Annotated in this window: 15 protein-coding genes; 3 read left to right on the top strand and 12 right to left on the bottom strand. The window is 70.3% G+C overall.

Translation table 11 applies throughout. From position 1 onward, the window contains the following. Positions 1-8: 8 nt before the first annotated feature. From CK206_RS04010 to CK206_RS03985, 6 genes are read right to left on the bottom strand one after another with little or no spacing between them, the layout of a single operon-like run. Positions 9-533: a hypothetical protein gene (locus CK206_RS04010; RefSeq protein WP_096905620.1), complete on the bottom strand. Its 525-nt coding sequence runs from the start codon at positions 531-533 to the stop codon at positions 9-11. Positions 534-572: 39 nt separating this feature from the next. Further along, positions 573-1,589: a cation diffusion facilitator family transporter gene (locus CK206_RS04005; RefSeq protein ID WP_254050470.1), complete on the bottom strand. Its 1,017-nt coding sequence runs from the start codon at positions 1,587-1,589 to the stop codon at positions 573-575. Further along, entirely contained in the window at positions 1,586-2,125 is a 540-nt protein-coding gene (locus CK206_RS04000) for a transporter substrate-binding domain-containing protein (RefSeq protein ID WP_254050469.1), read from the bottom strand. Before CK206_RS04000 ends, CK206_RS04005 begins: the two co-directional genes overlap by 4 nt. Positions 2,126-2,149: 24 nt before the next feature. Beyond that, a complete protein-coding gene (locus CK206_RS03995; protein ID WP_096905618.1) occupies positions 2,150-3,040 on the bottom strand; it encodes an NAD(P)H-hydrate dehydratase in 891 nt (296 codons plus the stop codon). Further along, entirely contained in the window at positions 3,037-3,861 is an 825-nt protein-coding gene (locus CK206_RS03990; RefSeq protein WP_096905617.1) for a histidine phosphatase family protein, read from the bottom strand. The genes CK206_RS03995 and CK206_RS03990 overlap by 4 nt, the downstream gene beginning before the upstream one ends. Next, on the bottom strand, positions 3,858-5,039 hold the full coding sequence (locus tag CK206_RS03985) for a zinc-dependent alcohol dehydrogenase (protein WP_096905616.1): 1,182 nt from the start codon (positions 5,037-5,039) through the stop codon (positions 3,858-3,860). The genes CK206_RS03990 and CK206_RS03985 overlap by 4 nt, the downstream gene beginning before the upstream one ends. Positions 5,040-5,235: 196 nt before the next feature. Here CK206_RS03985 and CK206_RS20240 point away from each other — a divergent pair, with 196 nt between their 5' ends. Further along, the gene (locus tag CK206_RS20240; protein ID WP_254050468.1) at positions 5,236-6,195 is read left to right on the top strand and encodes a hypothetical protein; all 960 of its coding nucleotides are present in this window, start codon (positions 5,236-5,238) and stop codon (positions 6,193-6,195) included. A 29-nt stretch (positions 6,196-6,224) separates the two neighbouring features. Here CK206_RS20240 and CK206_RS03975 read toward each other — a convergent pair whose 3' ends face one another. Together CK206_RS03975 and CK206_RS03970 are read right to left on the bottom strand one after the other, a co-directional pair. Continuing rightward, a complete protein-coding gene (locus CK206_RS03975; RefSeq protein ID WP_096905615.1) occupies positions 6,225-7,370 on the bottom strand; it encodes an alkaline phosphatase family protein in 1,146 nt (381 codons plus the stop codon). An 88-nt stretch (positions 7,371-7,458) separates the two neighbouring features. Next, entirely contained in the window at positions 7,459-9,192 is a 1,734-nt protein-coding gene (locus CK206_RS03970; protein WP_254050467.1) for an HNH endonuclease signature motif containing protein, read from the bottom strand. A 366-nt stretch (positions 9,193-9,558) separates the two neighbouring features. On the opposite strand from CK206_RS03970, the gene CK206_RS03965 reads away from it, so the two are divergent. Further along, entirely contained in the window at positions 9,559-10,077 is a 519-nt protein-coding gene (locus CK206_RS03965) for a hypothetical protein (RefSeq protein ID WP_096905613.1), read from the top strand. A gap of 94 nt (positions 10,078-10,171) precedes the next feature. Here the strand turns inward: CK206_RS03965 and CK206_RS03960 are convergent, their stop codons facing one another. From CK206_RS03960 to CK206_RS03945, 4 genes are read right to left on the bottom strand one after another with little or no spacing between them, the layout of a single operon-like run. After that, positions 10,172-10,558 carry an MmcQ/YjbR family DNA-binding protein gene (locus CK206_RS03960; RefSeq protein ID WP_096905612.1) on the bottom strand — a complete coding sequence of 129 codons (387 nt, stop codon included), beginning with the start codon at positions 10,556-10,558 and terminating at the stop codon, positions 10,172-10,174. Further along, positions 10,555-13,128, bottom strand: a complete 2,574-nt coding sequence (locus CK206_RS03955; protein ID WP_096905611.1) for a GNAT family N-acetyltransferase — start codon at positions 13,126-13,128, stop codon at positions 10,555-10,557. The genes CK206_RS03960 and CK206_RS03955 overlap by 4 nt, the downstream gene beginning before the upstream one ends. Further along, positions 13,125-14,504 carry a lysine N(6)-hydroxylase/L-ornithine N(5)-oxygenase family protein gene (locus CK206_RS03950; RefSeq protein WP_096905610.1) on the bottom strand — a complete coding sequence of 460 codons (1,380 nt, stop codon included), beginning with the start codon at positions 14,502-14,504 and terminating at the stop codon, positions 13,125-13,127. The genes CK206_RS03955 and CK206_RS03950 overlap by 4 nt, the downstream gene beginning before the upstream one ends. Further along, a complete protein-coding gene (locus CK206_RS03945; protein ID WP_096905609.1) occupies positions 14,501-16,042 on the bottom strand; it encodes a pyridoxal-dependent decarboxylase in 1,542 nt (513 codons plus the stop codon). Before CK206_RS03945 ends, CK206_RS03950 begins: the two co-directional genes overlap by 4 nt. A 253-nt stretch (positions 16,043-16,295) precedes the next feature. Between CK206_RS03945 and CK206_RS03940 the strand changes: the two genes are divergently transcribed. Then, positions 16,296-17,402: an iron-siderophore ABC transporter substrate-binding protein gene (locus CK206_RS03940; protein WP_096905608.1), complete on the top strand. Its 1,107-nt coding sequence runs from the start codon at positions 16,296-16,298 to the stop codon at positions 17,400-17,402. The last annotated feature ends 5 nt before the right edge of the window (positions 17,403-17,407 follow it).

Below are 17,407 nucleotides of genomic sequence, written 5' to 3'. Positions count from 1 at the left end.
GCCGGGGGTCAGCGGTCCCCGAGCGCGAACCGCCGCCCCTCGGGCTGCGGGCCCGTCGCGAGGACGATCTCCTCGGCTCCCGCCTTCGCGGCCGCCGCGTCGGTGGTCTCCTTGGCGGCGGTGACCTCGTCGTCGTCGTTGTTGTCATTGCCGTCGTCGTGGTTACCACCGGCAGGGTCCCCCTCGCCGGTGGCGCGGACCATCTCGCCGTCGCCGGGCAGGGGATCGACGGCCACGATCGTCCCCTCGTCCAGCAGGTCGATGATGGCCGTGCGCGCGGCCCGGGCGTAGCGCAGGTTCCGTAGGGCCGGGGTGTCGGAGTCGGGCGCGGACGGATCCACGTCGACCAGCCGCAGCGGCTCGCCCGATGGCGCCTCGTACGCCTCGCAGACGGATTCGACGAGCTCGTCGAGCGCCAGGCTGTCCCGCTCGCCGAGCTTGTCCACGATGATCATGCGGGCACGCTCCAGCGCCGGCGCCTCGGGCTCGGTCGCGGTGTCGATGGCGGTTCGGATGGTCTCGAGTGAGGTCATACCCCGAGCCTGCCAGCCCGGGCGACGACGTGCAGCCGGTCAGCAGGGCCGGTGGGCGTCGTGTACCTCCGATACCACCGTCACCACCACGTCCTCGATCTTCCAGCTCAGCTCCGCCAGCCTCCGGCGCACGTCCGCGAGCCGCTCGACGGTGATCTCCCGGCCGCGGGCCGGGACGAGGAACGCCTCGACGTGGAAGACGTGCCCCTCGTCGCGTACCCGCGCGCCGTGGTCATCCGCCCAGTCGACGCCCGCCAGCAGTTCGTCGATCCGGTACACGAGCGGGTGCGGGTCCGTGCCGTCGAACCGGGTGGGTCGCGCATCGGCGAGTCCCTCGATCGCCCCGCGCAGGTTTGACCACCCGTCCCGGACGATGGAGGCACTCACCACGAGCGCTGCCACCGCGTCCGCCCACCACAGGCCGAGCGAGATTCCCAGCACACCGACGATGGTGGCCAGTCCGGTCTTCCAGTCGGCGCGGTTCATGTCGGCGTCGGCGTAGAGCACCTTGTCGTGCAGCGCCTCGGCGGGACCGGTCTTCATGCGACCGAGGATGAGCGGCCCGACGACGGACAGTGCCATCACCGCGATCATCAGCCACCCGGACCAGATCAACTGCCCGCCGATCACCACGACCCCCATCGGTGGGCGTTCGCGGGTCACCAGAGACGTTCCGGAGTCGACGACGAGGAACGCCCCCATCGCGAGCAACGCCACCCCCGCGACGAGGTGCCCGATCCCGACGGAGCGGTGCCTGCCGTAGGGGAAGCGGGTGGTCGGCGGCATGCGGGAGACCCGGATCGCCACGAGGAAAGCGGTCGGCGGGAGCAGCGACAGCGAGTCCTCGATCCACGCGGCCTTCATCGCCTGCGACTGACCCGACACCGCGTACACCGCGGCGACGGTCACGGTCATCACCGCGAGGGTGGCCCACTCCAGGCGGATCGCCCGGCGCAGCGCTGCCCGCTGCTCGACGGGCAGGTCGTCGCGACCGAGCCCCGAGGCCACGCCCGCCACCGCGTGTTCGCCCCGGCCCCTGTCCCTCTCGTCACTCACGATGCACCCCCGGCCTCGGCGAGGTAGGTCTCCAACGCCACCAGCAGCGCGTTCTCCCCGAGCGGAGTGGCCATCACCATCTTCTCGGTGTCCCCGTCCGGGGTGACCTCCTCGGTGTACGGCCTCGTCAGTGCGACCTCCTTCTCCCACGGCGAGTCGGAGGTCAGCCCACCCACGACCACATCGAGGTCACCGCGGGCCATCGCCATTGCCAGTTCGCTCTCCGCGCCCGGCGTCCACTCGACGTCCGCAGCGTGGGCTCCGGCGAAGCCGGTGACGAGGTCGACCTCCCGACCGGCGACGCGGCCGTCGTCGTATACCTCGGTCCACGGTGGGTTCTCCGACACGCCCACTCGGAGCACGCCGTCGGTGATGCGCGCGAGGCTGCCGTCGGTGTCCTTGGGTATGGGTCCGCCGCATGCGGCCGCGAGGGTGGTGACGGCGGAGGTGAGAACAACGGCGACGACGCTGCGGGCGGTCGTCGACACCGGGCTGCGGGAGGGACGACGCACGACGAGTAGGCTTCGGACCTGCACGATTCCCCCTCCGCGTGGAGCAGTTCAGGACGAGAGTTCCACCAGGACGCCGGGGATCTCGGCCAGCAGTTCGCGGGCGAGGAAGCCGGTCGCACCGATCCGGGCGGACAATCGTTCCCCTGCCCGCCCGTGGCTGTGGGTCGCCCACGCGGCGGCCTGGGCGGGTTCGGCGCCCCGGGCGAGCAGCCCGCCGATGAGCCCGGCCTTGACGTCACCCGATCCCGAGATCCCCAGCCCGAACGAACCGGTCTCGTCCCGCCAGAGTCGGCCGTCCGGGCCGGCGATCCACGACGTCGCGGTGCCGGTCACCACCACGGCCCCCGCGCGCTCGGCCAGCGCCACGGCGTGTCCCGGGGTGTCGGCCTCCACGTCGTCCTCCGGCACGTCGAGGGTCCGGGCGAGCTCTTTGGGGTTGGGGCTGAGGACCGCGCGGCCGTCGAGGTGGGCGAGTCCGCCGGGGTTCTCGGTGACGTAGGCCATCCCCAGCCCGTCAAGCACGAGGGTGGTGTCCAGCCGGGGCACGACGTCCGAGAGCAAGTCCACCGCTGCGACCTTCTCGCAGATCCCGGGGCCCAGCACCACGGCGTCACACCCCTCGGCGAGCTCGACGATCGTGTCCGCCCCCGCGGCGGTGAGTTCACCGGCGTCGTCCTCGGGCAGACCGATCGACTTCGACTCGGGAATGTGGATCGCCAGCGACGACGACACCGACCCGGCGGTGGCGATCTGTAGTTTGCCGGCCCCGCACCGCAGCGTCGCCTCGGCGGCCAGCAGCACAGCGCCCGGGGTGGACCTGCTGCCACCGACGACCAGCACCCGCCCGCGGCCCTCCTTTCCACCACCGGGGGAGGGGAGCGCCCAGTCCCGCAGCGCATGGTGCGTGAGGACCGACTCGCTGCTCACCTCGCCGGTCATCTCGCCGCCTCCTCGTTCCCTGAAGGCGACTCCCGCGTGGTGGGCGCATGGCCGCGCTCCACGGCCGTCGTGTCGGCATAGCTATGCAGCTCGAGCCCAGCGCTGCCGGGGTGGTGCCCCACCGATTCGTGCCGCCCCGGGCGGTGCTGCCTCGGTGCGAGCTGCCGCTGGCGATAGATCGTCACCGAGCAGTTGGGCAGCGGGTCCTCGCGGTCGACCCGGAGGACCTCCTCCTCAGCCAACTGCTCCAAGGCAACCCGGAAACACATGATCACGGCCTGGTGGCTGAAGACGCAGACCCGCTCGCCCGCGTACTGCTGCCGGAGGTCCGTCAGCAGATACCGCACGCGCAGCAACACGTCGGTCCAGCTCTCACCACCCGGCGGGCGGTAGTAGAACTTGCCGATCCGGTCCCGTCGCTCTGCCTCCTCCGGGTACCGCTCCCGGATGCCGCGGCCGGTGAACCCGTCGAGGATCCCCAGGTCGCGCTCCCGTAGTCGCTCGTCGGTGAGCAGCCCGGGGCCACCCGCCCCGCCGCCCGGTTCGGTGTCGCCGGCCGCCTCGAGCGCAGCCGTGGCGGTGTCCGCCGCACGGCGATAGGGCGAGGTCAGCCACACCGTCGGCCGGGCGTCCTCGGGCAATCCGCCGAGCCAGGCGCCTACTGCCCGAGCCTGCCCCACTCCCGACTCCGACAGCGGGGTGTCGGCATCACGGTGGTCCAGGTCGAGACGGTGGGCGCCGGCGGCACGGGCGTTGTCGTCGGCGACGTTGCCCACGCTCTGGCCGTGGCGGACCAGGAGGAGTCCGGCGAGTTCCGTCACGGCTCGAGGACCACCTTCACGGCGCCGTCCTCCTTCTTCTGGAACATCTCGTACGCGCGGGGCGCATCGGCCAGTGGGAGCCTGTGCGTGGCGAAGTCGTCGACGCCCAGCGGGTCGTCGTCGGTGAGCAGCGGCATGATCTCCGGAACCCAGCGCTTGACGTTGGCCTGGCCCATCTTCAGGGTGATCTGCTTGTCGAACAACGTCAGCATCGGAATGGGATCGGCGGTGCCGCCGTACACGCCCGAGAGCGAGATGGTCCCACCGCGGCGCACGATGTCGATCGCCCCGTAGAACGCCCCGAGGCGGTCCACCCCCGCGTTCTCCATCATCTTCTTGCCGAAGAACTTCGGCATCAGCCCGACGGCGGCGTGCGCAGCGCTGGCGATCGGCGAGCCATGCGCCTCCATCCCCACCGCGTCGATCACGGAGTCGGGCCCGCGGCCATCGGTCATGTCGCGGATCGCACCGCCGATCTCGCCGGGAACGTCGGTCGGATCGAGGACCTCCACCCCACGGTGGGCCTGACGGGCCCGGCGCTCGGCCACCGGGTCCACGCCGATCACACGGTGACCGCGGTGGGCGGCGATCCGCGCGGCCATGTCCCCGATTGGCCCGAGGCCCAGTACGACGACCGTGCCGCCGTCGGGGATCTGGGCGTACTCCACGGCCTGCCACGCGGTGGGCAGGACGTCGGACAGGTAGAGGTAGCGGTCATCGGAGTGCTCGTGCGGCACCTTGATGTGGGTGTTCTGGGCCTGCGGCACGCGCAGGTACTCGGCCTGACCGCCGGAGACGCTGCCGTACAACTCCGAATAGCCGAACAGCGCGGCGCCCATACCCTGGTCTCGGACCTGGGTGGTCTCACACTGGGTGTTCAGGCCCTTGTCGCACATGTAGCAGTGGCCGCAGGAGATCTGGAAGGGCATCACCACGCGGTCCCCGGGCTTGAGCCCGGTCACCTCGGCGCCGACCTCCTCGACGATTCCCATGGGCTCGTGGCCGAGGATGTCGCCCTCGTTCATGAAAGGACCCAGCACCTCGTACAGGTGTAGATCCGATCCGCAGATGTTGGTGCTCGTGATCTTGACGATCGCGTCGGTGGGCTCCTGGATCTTCGGATCAGGAACGTCCTCGACGCGGACGTCGCGCTTGCCGTGCCAGGTGACTGCCTTCATGCGCGGGGCTCCTCTCTGGTCGTGCCATGCGCGTTCACGCATGCCTCCGACGGTAGTAACGGAGGGCAGCGTCCGCATCCGGTAACCGGGGGCCGCGGGTCGCAGGACGCTCAGGACAGCGCAGTGTGGTCGGGACATCATCGCGTTCGGGAGACCGTCGGCGAACCGGGGCTCTCGCTTCGCGATACCGGATAAAGTGATCGTCATTCAGATCGGATCGGTCGGTTACCCGACCCCGTCGCTGGTGGTGACCATGAGTAGTCCGCCCAACGGACCCGGCTGGGGTAACGAGGGGTGGGGGCACGCCTCGTACGGAGAGCCTCCGCAGGATGCGCGTCGCTCTCCGGTGGTCTGGGCGCTCGGCGCGCTCATCGTCGTGTTGCTGATCGCCCTCGCAGGCACTGTCGGGTACCTGCTCGCGTCCGACGACGACCAGCCGGGCGCGGCTTTCGCACCCACGACGACCCCCTCCGAAGCGTGGACGACGAGGCAGGGCGCCCCCTCGGCCTCGACAGGGAACGGCACGCGCGCAGGAGTGGCGGGGGTGGGGCCGTGCGACCCGGACGAGATTGCGGCAGAAGCGGGTATCACCCGCCGGGATGTGAACATCGATCGGTGCCTGGGCGACTGGGCTCTCGCTCATGTGGACGTTCCGGCCGGCGAACCGGCCGGGGACACGCAGTACATCCTCGGTCGCGCCGACGGAACCTGGAGTCGCTATACCGGCATTCCTTCGGGGATCTGCTCGGATGATGCGGAGGGTGACGGGATGCCCGCCGAACTGGCCGCGTTCCTGAACGAGTGCCCGCGATCTGAGGGCGCGGCGGGGGATCTGGGCCTGGCCACACCGATGTCGAGGCCGGCCTGCGATGGCCGGGGAATCGTGGTCCTGTATTCGGCTGTCACGCCGGGGGCCTACTCGGAGGAGATCTCTTCCGCGCTGTCGAGGCACCCGGGGGCGTCCTACCTCCGTACCGACATGGCGTGCCCGTCCCTGCGTTCTCGCGATGAGAACGGCAATGTCATCTACGCGGTCTACCGGCCGTCGGGGTACACGCGTGGGGAATTGTGCAGCGATGTGCGAGCGGTGGGTCCGCCCGCGTACGGCCGGTGGCTGGACACCACGAGCGACCCGACCGAGCTCGTCACCTGCTGACCCGGAGGTCGGCCGGGTCGGGGACGGGGTCAACGAATGAGCAGCGGAATGTGTTGTTCATCAGTGGTGTTGGCCCCGTGGTGGCCGAGCAGGGATGACTCCATCTTCTCGAGCTGTGTACGCGCGAGAATCACTCCTCCGGCGGCGATGCCGATGACGTCGCCCAGACGATCGGCGTGGTCTCGGTCGGGTCCGAAGAGGTGCTCGTCGAGTGCCTGCTCACGACTGATCACCCGGGCTCGCCCGGCCAACTCTGATCGCCACGTGTCCAGGACATCGTCGGCCGATCCCGGTCGCGCGTAGACGTGGCGCACTCGGGGCTCGCCGGCAACGGTCTCGACGTCGGCGAGCAGCGTCGGCGCCGCGTCTATGTCGACAACGGTTTCAGCAGTGACCATCCCGTGGTCTGCCGTCAAGATGAGCCTGCAGTCGCGGGGCAGGTCAGTCGCGAGGTCCGCGACGCACCTGTCCACTGCGCGCAGGGACTGCAGCCACTCGGGAGACCCTGGCCCGTGGACATGGCCGATGAGATCGAGGTCGCCGAAGTAGGCGTAAGCGAACCGTCGAGCGCGAGATGGCTGACTGAAGGTGTCGAGTATTCCCTGGCGGACTTCGTCAAGGGTGCTCGCCGCCCGATAGTCGCCCCCCGCCCGGAACGCTGCGCGGGTCAGTCCCGACTCGCGGAAATCCTCTCGCATGACGTAGGTGACATCGACCCCGTCAGCGGCAAGCAGCTCTAGAATGCTCGGCTGTTGTTGAACCTGTCGGGGCGGGAAGCGATCCATCGCCGAGGGGCCGCTCGACGATTCGACCGTCCACCGCAATGGATTGAACGACGCTGGCGGACCGCCGGACTCGCCGGAGATCCGGAAGCTGTATCCCACGATGCCGTGTTTGGAACACGGGGCACCCACCGCGAGGCTGGTCAGGCTGGTCGCAGTTGTCGAGGGAAAACCTGCGGAAATCATGCGGCTGGTCATCGCGGCGAGGGTGGGGGCCTCCTCGGCGTGCTGGCGGATGAGCTCCGCACCAAGCCCGTCGATGAGTACGAGTACTGCGTCCCGAGCCGGCGGTAGGTGCAGGGGGTTGCGAAGGTCAAGCCCCAGGGCCGCAGCAACTGACGGCATGACGTCGGCCAGTGAACCGTCAGACGGGTTGGCGGGGATCGCGCTCATCTCCTCACCATCCCCCAAAGACCCGCTCGGAGTGGGGGAAATCCGTGCCCCCAGGAGGTTCGGTTCACTCGGTGCGGCCCTCGTGGTGTCAGAAGGGTGGTGGGTCGATAAGTTCGTCGAGGCGTTCGTGGAGTAGGGCGCGGATGCCTTTTTCGATGTCGCTGTGGTGGGGTTTGTTGCGGGCCCACCAGCGGCTGGCGCTCTCGGGGGTGGCGCTGGCGGGGGTGGCTTTCTCGGGCGTGGCGTCCTCGGCCGCGGCGGCGCTGGAACCGGCGCCGCCTGTGCTCGTGCCGTTCCCGGTGCCCGTCCCGGTGCCGGGGGCGGGTGGGGTGGGGTCAAAGGTGCGGGTGCGTTCGGCCTTGCGGCGTTCGGCGTTGCGGCGTTCGGTGCGGTGGCGGGCCGCGCGGCGCGACCAGAACGTCGGCTCCGCGTCGGCCTGCTCCTCACCGGTGGGCCCGGGGCTGCGACGTTGCTGCCGGGTCCACGCCTCGGTCTCGGCGTGGGCCTGATCACGCCGGTACTCAGCGAGTGGGCCGGAGGGTCGGGTGAGCATGGTCGAACCGTCCGGGGTGCGCACCAGCAGGGTGCCGTCGGGCTGCAGGTCGTAGATCCAGTCCGAGAAGGTCTTGAACCGGTGATGGCGCCGGCACATCGCCGCGAGGTTGGCCTCGATGGTGTGCCCGCCCCGCTGGGGGTCGGCCTGATCGAACGGCACCACATGATCCAGATCACAGGCCTCGGCCGGGATCGCACAGCCGGGGTGGCGGCAGGTGCCATCGCGCAGCCGGATCCGGCGGGCCAACTGGGCGCTGGGCCGGTACTGCAGGGCGGCGCGGGCGTCATCGGCGGCCCCGATGCGCGGGTCGATGGGTTCGAAGGTGGCTCCGTCGCTGGTGGCGAGCATGTCGAGCAGGGCCTGCAGGGCGGCCTGGCCGGTGCGGGTGAACTCCACTCGGGCGCCGCCGGCGTCGCGGGCGGTGTTGCCGGTGACGATGACGGTGACCTTCGGCCGCAACGCCACCCCGGCACCAGGCGCACCGGGCCGGCCGGGGCGGGCGGGGGTGCCGGCCGGGGCGGCGTCGCCGCACACCAGGGACATCAGGGCGTCGGCGCGACGCTCGGCGATCGAGTAGTCCTCGACCTCGCCAGAGCCGCCGGTGCCGGTGTTGGTGCCGGGGTTGGCGGTGTCGGCTTGGGTGTTGGCGGCGGCTTGGGCGTCGGCGTACTTGTGGTCTTTCACGCGTTGGTCGAGGGCCTCGGCCAGGACGGCTGCTTCCTCGGTGGCCAGGATCGCCGAGACGCTGGACATGCCGTCGACGCCCTTGTGGAACCGCACCCCGCGGGTGCGGGCCGCTTCCTGACGGCGCAGGCGGATGCCGTTCGCGTCGTAGCGGGCGATGATCGCGTCGACGTTGCTGCGGATGGCTTTCTCGCCCATGCGCACCCCGCCCTCGATCGCGGCGAGATACTCCTCGACGACCTGCCGCTGCACCGCCTCGAGCACATCGACGTGGACGGTGGCCATCTGCGAGGCCAGGATATTCGCGGCCTGCAGATCCAGCCGCCCCTGCGTCATCGCGGACAGGATCGCCGGATACCGCAGGTGCAGATCGAGGGCGAAGGTGATCATCCGTTCGGCCCGGCCCGTCGAGATCGCCATCGCCGACACCACGTACCCGGCCGCGACATCGATCGGATCGAGTACCGCATGACCGGGCCGACACTCACCGCCGCCCGCACCGGACTCCTCCCGGCGCTGGCATTCGACAAACAACTCGTAACAGGCCACGAACCGGCGCGCCGCCGCACGATTCTCGCCCATCCACCCCTCCCGCGCCGCCGCCCGCAACCCCGACAGCGACACGGGCGCCGCGGAACCGGAGCCGCCACCAGACGGGGACGGACCACCGGCCGAGGAGGGGCCACCGGACGGGGATGGGGACGGGCCACCGGCCGCGGCGTCTGCGTTACCGCCCATGTGCCCCACCCCCTGCCCGTGCGCCGCCTACCAGGTATCGAATCTGTGTTCTATAATACGCACACACATTCGAACAGGCAAGGGTTTGTTCCGCTTCTGGCCTATCCATTGAATTGCAATCACCGATCGCCCATTTCAGCGAAATGTATGATCCACTCTTCTTGATTGCTTGGGGTGGATGCCCCGTAGACCCAAACTCGGAGGCGTTCCATGACCAAGACCATCACCTGTGCCGGAGCCGTGGCCGCCGCGCTCCTCGTCTTCTCTACGGGGGCCGCCGCCGCCCAGACTTCGGAAGCCACCGGCTCCGACTCCCTCCCGGGAGCATCGGAGACCGAGGGGGGCTATCTCGGCGAGGCTGGCGAGCTGCTGCCCGGTTCCGTTACAGGTTCTCTGCCCGGTTACGCCTCCGGACCGCTGGGTTCCACCGCCACCCTCGTGTGCAATCTCGGTTCGGCGGCCGGCGCTGCCGCCAACCTGATGGGCGTGCCGTTGCAGGTTCCGGTGGGAGTCATCTGCATGGTCCTCAACCCGGTCGCCGAGTCGGCGGATGCGCTGCTCGAGGGAGACGTCCAGGGTTCCGTCGGCGCGGTGGTGTCCGGTGTGCCGCTGGTCGGCGCGTCGCTCGAGGATCAGATTGACACCGGGTCCGCCACCGAGTCGGTGGAGGGGTCCGTGGGTGATCGACTGGGTTCTGTCTCCGAAGCCGCGCTGACTCCGGCGAACTGAGGCGGCTTCCGCGCCCCGCGCCCCGCGCCCGGACTCCAACCCCAAGGCCCTGGCTAAGGGGCGGGGTCGATCCGGGTGGTGGGCGTCGGCCTACCTAACGCTGCTGGCGCCCGAAGGCGTGCGGTTCGACGGGCTGCTGTGCCCGGGGTAGGCCCGACACCACGAGTCGGTAGGACTCGGTGACCAGCTCGGAAACCATGTCCGCGGTCAGCGTGCCGCCGGGGTGCAGCGAGATCCAATGCCGCTTGTTCATGTGGTACCCGGGCGTGATGTCGGCGTGCGCATCGCGCAGGGCCATCGAGTCCGACGGCAGTGCCTTGAGGATCACCTGACGCTCGCCGTTGACGACCGCGTGGAACATGAACATCTTCCCGCGGACCTTGAACACATCGAAGTCCGGCCCGAACGGGAACTCCAGAGTCGACGCGGGCAGTTCGCGGGCGCGCATCGCCGCGCACTTCTGGAGTTCCCGTCCGTTCATGCCGTCGACGCTACCGTCGCCGGCTCCGCGCCCGGGCGGGCGGGACGCTGCGGTTCGCCCGGCGTGTCGTCGTCCCGGACCAGCCGGGAGACGAGCGGGTTGGCGAGCGTCCCCGCGAACTGCAATGACCCGGCCTGATCGGTCAGGTCGACCATCTGCCGCGTATTACGCAACTGCAGGCGGTTGAGACACGAGTGCTTGAACCGCGGAGCGAACAGCGCCTCCCAGGTGGGACGGTGCACCTCGCCGTCGTGCACCCGGCCGTCGTAGTCCCCGCCGTCGTGGTCCTCGCCGTTGTGCCCCTCGCCGCCGCGACCCTCGCCGCCGCGACCGCCGCCGGGAGCCAGGGTCTCCAGGCACTGCCGCGTCTCGTCCCAGAACTGATCCGCCTCGAGCACCCCGGCGACGTCGAGGATCGAGGCGAGGTGGCGCAGCACCCCGTCCATGACGTCGGTGTGGACGCTCAGTGCGGCTGTCTCCGCGTCCACCACGTGGCGGATCCGCTCGAGCCCAGAGGGCAGAGGCCGGTCACGCACCACGGCGACCTCCTCGCCGATGTCCTTGAACAGCGCCCGGCGCACGGTGTGGTCGGGGCCCATCACCACGATCACGTTCTCACCGTGCGGCATGAAGACCAGCCCGTGCACGAGCAGGCACCTCGCGACGGGCAGCACGTAGGCGTCGAGCAGCGCCCGGAGCCAGGTGCGGGCGTCCAGGCCCGACCGCTCGAGGTGCTCGACGGCGAGGGACCGCCCGTGCAGGTCCACGTGCAGCATCGAGGTCAGCGTGACGGCACGTTCGCCGGGGGCCAGCCGCGAAACGGGGCTCTCGCGCCACAGGGCCGCGATCATCTTGGTGTGCGGCCCCTCGTCCGAGATCCCGGCCGCGGACGCCCGGTGGTAGGCGTCGCCGGTGTAGCCCACGGCGGCGACCTCCCGCAGGATCTGGAAATCCAGCGCGCGCAACACCGGATCCGAGGCGACGACCCCGGCCACCCAGTCGTTGACGGCCGGGGTGTCGCGCATGTACTTCGGCGACAGGCCGCGGGTGAACCCCATGTTCTGCACGGCGAGGGCGGTCTTGACGTAGCCGCGCTCGGGGTGGGTCACGTCGAAGAAGGTGCGAACGGACTGCTGTGGCCGGTACTCGCTGTCGGATTCGCCCAGGTGGACCAGGTCGTGGCGCGCGAGATCGGGGGCGAACGCCACCGCGACCTCGTGCTGCCACTGCCACGGGTGCACGGGCAGGATGCGGTAGTCGGCGGGGTCGAGGCCCAGCGAGCGCAGCTGGTGGTCGCACCGCATTAGCGCCTCGGTGCCGAACTCGCGCGCGTAGTGGTCGCGCTCGTCGAGGCCCGTGACGGTGGCCAGGTGGCTCAGGCCGCGGCGGGCTGCCAGCCACACCAGGCGGACGGTCGACAGTGCCTCCGGGGTGTACCGGTGACGGTCGTCCAGCCCCAGGCCGATACGGCCGTTGTTGGCGACGAACCCGGGATGCCCCTCGGTCATCGCGCCCTCGACCTCCTGCAGGCCCGCCTCCGCCAGCTGTTGTGCGGGGCGATCGCGGTGATGCAGGCAGAACGCCGCCGAGCCGAGCGTGGCCGCGATCTCCTCCAGGTAGGTCCCCACGAGCGACCCGGGGATCCCCAGGTACGGCGCGAGGGTGAGGATCAACTCCTGCGCGTCCGGCTCGACCGGGACGCCGTCGACCTCGCGGTGCAGCGTGGCCTCGTCGATGGCCCAGTGCTTCAGCGGCAGCACCCGCGCGCGGAAGGTCCACCGCTCGTCGCCGGCGCGTATTTCGTAGGTGTCGGGGCCGGCGTCGGTGTGAGTGGAGCGGGTGGGCGCGAGGAGCCGCTCGTGGGAGAACTCGGCCAGCGCCTTGGCGCAGAGGTGGCGGTGCGCGCGGCGCATGGCGTGACCGGTGAGGTGGGCGTGGGGTGGCGGTGTGACCGGGGGTGACGACGACGAGACCGGCATCGACGTCCGGCCGATCTCCGACTCGCGGAACGCCTCGGCACGACAGATGGAGAGCAGCGCCGTCTTGTCGGGCAGGTCGACGGGGTCTTCCTCGCGGAAGCCGGCGCGGGCGTTGAGCCGGTGCACGGCGGTGTTCCGGATGTCCGGCTCCACCACCACCCGGCGGGCCGGGGCGCCGAACAGCGGCACCTCGAACGCGGTCGAGCAGATGGCCCCCATCACGGCCGCGGACGTGCCGGGGACCGGCGTGCGGGTGGGCGCGACGAGCAGGTGCATCCCGAGGTCGCCCGGCTCGTGCGGGTACCGGCCGTCGAGTTCGACGACGTCCGGGTCGTAGAACACGGCCAGGCCCACACGTAGACCGTCGATGCGCACCATGTGCACCGACCGGTGCGGGCTCGCCGACCAGTCGGTGAGGAACTCCTCGACCTGCGCCGGGGTGGTACCCCGCATACCCCAGTAGGCGGAACCGGGATGGTCGAGCCACGCGTGCAGGGTGCGGACGGTGTCGTGGTCGAGGGCCAGTGGTTCCAGGGTGACCACCCCGGCGGGCGTGTGGACGGTGCTGGTGTGGACTGTGCTGGTGTTCATCGTGCCTCCTGGTGCCGGGCGGTGGGGGCGCCGAACTGCTGGAACGCGATCGACGACTCGATCGGGTAGACCTCGCGGCCGCAGATCCCGCGCAGGATGATGCTGTTGCGCATCGCTCCCATGCCCAGGTCCGGGGCGGTGAGCCCGTGGGTGTGTTCCTCCGCGTTCTGGACATGGATGAAGGAGTGTGCGCGGTCGACGGTGTGATCACGGGCCACCCGGTAGCGCCCGCGGCCGTCCCTGTCGATCTCCTCGGCGATCCCGTCGAGGAACCGCGGCGGCGTGGGGGAGTAACCCGTCGCGAGGACGAGTCCCTCCGTGTGATGGGTCCACTTCCTGCCGGTGTCGGTGCAGTGCAGGTCCAGGCGCAGGGCAGAGGCGGTGGCGGTGGCGGTGGCGGGGTCGGCCTCCCGGCGGGCACGGTCGAGGGCCGTGGCGGCGGCCAGCAGCCCGGTGTCCAGGCCCTGGACTGAACGGCGGTAGAGCAGATCATGGATCTGGTTGATCAACTCGGCGTCGATGCCCTTGTACAACGAACGCTGCTCGCGCAGCATCCGGTCGCGCTGGTCAGGGGGCAGGTCGTGGAAGTGGTCGACGTACTCCGGTGAGGTCATCTCGAGTGTGAGCTTGGTGTACTCCATCGGGAAGAACCGTGGCGAGCGTGTCACCCAGTCGACGCGCGGGCCGACGCCGGCGGCGGCGGAGAGCAGGTCGTGGTAGATCTCCGCGGCCGATTGGCCGCTGCCCACCACGGTCACCGACCCCAGCGAGAGCAGTTCCTCCCGCCGGTGCAGGTAGTCGGAGGCATGGAGAGCCACCGTGCCGCCACCGTCGAGCAGTCCCGTGTCGATCGGCGACCACGGGGTCGTGCCGATCCCCAGCACCAGGTGGCGGGCGCGATAGGTCTCGGTGCCCTCGCGGGTGAGGGCGGTGACACGGTAGACGGGGGCCTCGTCGTCGTCGCCCGGTCCCTCTCGTCCCTGGTCTTCCCGTCGGACGTCGACCACCTCCCGCCCCCAGCGCAGGCCGCGCACCCGCTCGGCAGCCCACCGGCAGTAGGCGTCGTACTCGGCGCGCAGCGGCTGGAAATTCTCACGGATGTAGAACGGGTACAGACGCCCGACCTGCTTGAGGTAGGCGAGGAACGAATACGGCGAGGTCGGGTCCGCCAACGTGACCAGGTCGGCGAGGAACGGCACCTGGATGGTCGCGTCGTCGAACATGAGTCCGTGGTGCCAGGCGAAACCGTCGCGGGAATCGAGGAACACCGCGTCCAGACCCAGCGGCTCGGCCAGGCACGCCAGGCCCAGGTTGAACGGGCCGATACCGACGCCGAGCAGGTCGTGCACACGGGAGGAGCCCAGGTCAGTGCTCACGTCAGCACCCCCGCGGTCGTGGCCTCGCGTATCCCCTCGGCGAGGTAGCGAGCGGCGTCGCGGACGTCCGTCAGCACGACGGCCACGTCCTCGTCTTCGAGGTTCGGATCGAGGACCGTCAGCTTGAGACAGGGCCGGCCGTCCACGACCGTCGACGCGACGAGCGAGCGTCCCTCCGCGAACAGCGCGTCGCGGACGGGGCGCACGAGGGCGTCGGCCTCGTCGTCAGTGAGTGCGCTGTCGGTGACGGGACGGTCGGGCGCGGTCACCGCGGGCCGGGGCCGGAAGAGCACCGTCGACAGGGCGGGGCGCCGCACCAACTCGAATTCCGGGTCGGCCTCGATCGTCCGGCCGATCCGGGCGGCCACGTCGATCGCCTCGTCGAGCAGACGGCCGATTCCGTCAGCGCCCAGCACGCGGAGCGTCATCCACAGTTTGAGGGCGTCGAAACGGCGGGTGGTCTGCAGGGACTTGTCCACGGCGTGGTCGTCGCCGTCGGCGGGGTTGAGGTAGTCGGCGCTCACGGTGGAGTGGCGGAAGCCCGAACCGTCGCGCAGCAGCAGCGCCGAGGCGGCCACCGGCAGGAAGAACGTCTTGTGGAAGTCCACGGTCACCGAGTCGGCGAGCTCGATCCCGTCGAGCAGGTCCCGGCGCGTCGGGGAGACCAGGAGCCCGCCGCCGTACGCGGCGTCCACGTGTAGCCAGACGTCGTGGTCGCGACAGACCCCACCGACCGCCCGCAGCGGGTCGATCGCGCCGTGGTCGGTGGTGCCGGCCAGCGCGACGACGGCCGCGACCTCGTCCCCGGCGTCGGCCAGCGCGGACAGGGTGCGGTCCAGGGTCGCGGGGTCCATCCGGTCGCCGTCTCCGGGCAGGGTGATGACCGCATCCGGCGAGAGTCCCAGTAGGCGGGCCGCCTTGACCACGCTGAGGTGGGCGTGTTCGCCCGTGACGATGCGCAGGCGGGACAGTCGGGCGCCGCGGTCCGCGTCCCGCCCCGCACCCCGGCGCCCGGGGGCCGGTCGGGCGAGACGGTCCTCGCGGGCGGTGAACAGGCCCTGCAGGTTGGAGGCGGTACCGCCGGTGGTGAAGACGCCGTCCGGGCGGGGGGTGGCGTCGAGAACACTGGCGTCGAGATCACTGGCGTCGAAACCGATGAGCCCGGTGACCCAGTCGATGAGCCTCTGTTCGATCAGACACGCCGACGTGCCCTGGTCCCAGGTTTCTACAGCCGTATTGACCGATGTCGCGAGTGCCTCGGCGGCGACCGCCGGGATGGTGATCGGGCAGTTGAGGTGGGCGAGGTAGCGCGGGTGGTGGTAGCCGACGGCGTGGTCGAGGTAGAGTGCCCGGACCTCCTCGAGTGCCCTGTCCAGCGTGCCCAGCGGTGCGGCGAGATCGACGGCGGCGGTCTGCGCTGCCAACGTCGAGGGCGACGCGGACGAGCGCGGCGTGGTCCGACCGTCGAGATACCGGCTCACCTCGGCGGTCGCGGCAGCCAGGGCGGCGGCGTGGGCCTCCCGGTTCCGGCTGCTCAACAATGGATCGTTCACGGGTACTCCGACCTACTCGGGGACAGTGGCACGACCGAACGCTATGCAGGGTAGGCTTACCTAAACAACAATAGAGTGACATGAATCACGTTGTGGGACAGGTGAAGCGGAAATCTTTGACGTAACTGTTGCGTTGGGGGTTCGGATCCCGCTACGGTGACGCCCACCAAGGTAAGCCAAGCCTAAGTCGCCTGGGTCGGTTCCGGGCGGGCGACGTTCCACACCAGACGGAGACCCCATGACCGCACCCGCTACACGATCCCGGCTGACGCTCGACGGACCAGATGACCCGGCGCGTCCGCGGGCCCGGGCGGTCCTCGTGGCCCTCGCGGCTTTTCTGGCGCTCCTGGCCGTGCTGGCCGGGTGCTCGACCGGCGCCGTCGACGGCAGCGGCGACGCCGGCGCGGGAGGCGAGGTCGAGCGGCAGGGCGAGTTCCCCCGCACCATCTCGCACGCCTACGGCGAGACCGAGATCCCTGAGGCGCCCCAGCGGGTGGCCACCATCTCCTGGGTCAACGCCGACGTCTCCCTGGCGCTGGGTGTGGTTCCGGTGGGGATGCCCCGCAACTCGTTCGGCGCCAATGCGAACGGGTCCACCGATTGGTTCGACGCGGAGTTGGAGGAGGTCGGCGGTGACATGCCGACGCTGTACTCCGAGACCGACGGAATCAACACCGAGGCGATCGCCGCCCTTGAGCCGGACCTCATCCTGGGTGTCTACTCCGGGATGACCGCAGAGGAGTACGAGACCCTCTCGAAGATCGCCCCCACCATCGCGATGCCGGAGGGCGATGTCGCGTTCGGCACCGCCTGGCAGGACTCGACCCGGCTGATCGGCGAGGCCCTCGGCCGTTCCGAGGCCGCCGAGGAGCTCATCACGGACGTCGAGGGGCAGATCGATCAGGTCGCCTCGGGCAACCCGGGAATCCGCGACACGACCTTCATCTACGGCACCGTCGACCCCGACGCGGCGGAGAAGATCTACGCCTTCACCGACGTCGACAACCGCCCCCGCTTCCTCGAGCAGCTCGGGATGGTCCAGGCGCCGGTCGTCGCCGAGGCGTCGAGCGGCTCGCCCGAGGAGTTCGCGGTGACCTGGTCACCCGAGCGCGCCGACGAGCTGGTCTCCGACATCCTCGTCACCTACGCCGCCTCCCCCGAGGTCCGCGAGGCCATCGAGTCCGACCCGCTGCTCGGGCGCATCCCCGCCGTCGAGGCCGGGCGGATGGTCGTGCAGACCGACGAGCAGCAGGTCCTCTCGATCTCCGCCTCCTCGCCCCTGAGCCTGCCGTGGGCGCTGGAGAACGTCGTGCCCGACATCATCGCGGCAGCACAGCAGGCCTGACGCGC

Source organism: Dietzia sp. WMMA184 (genome assembly GCF_002441635.1).
Lineage (GTDB): Bacteria > Actinomycetota > Actinomycetes > Mycobacteriales > Mycobacteriaceae > Dietzia > Dietzia kunjamensis.
This window is presented reverse-complemented; position numbering and strand designations above follow the sequence as displayed.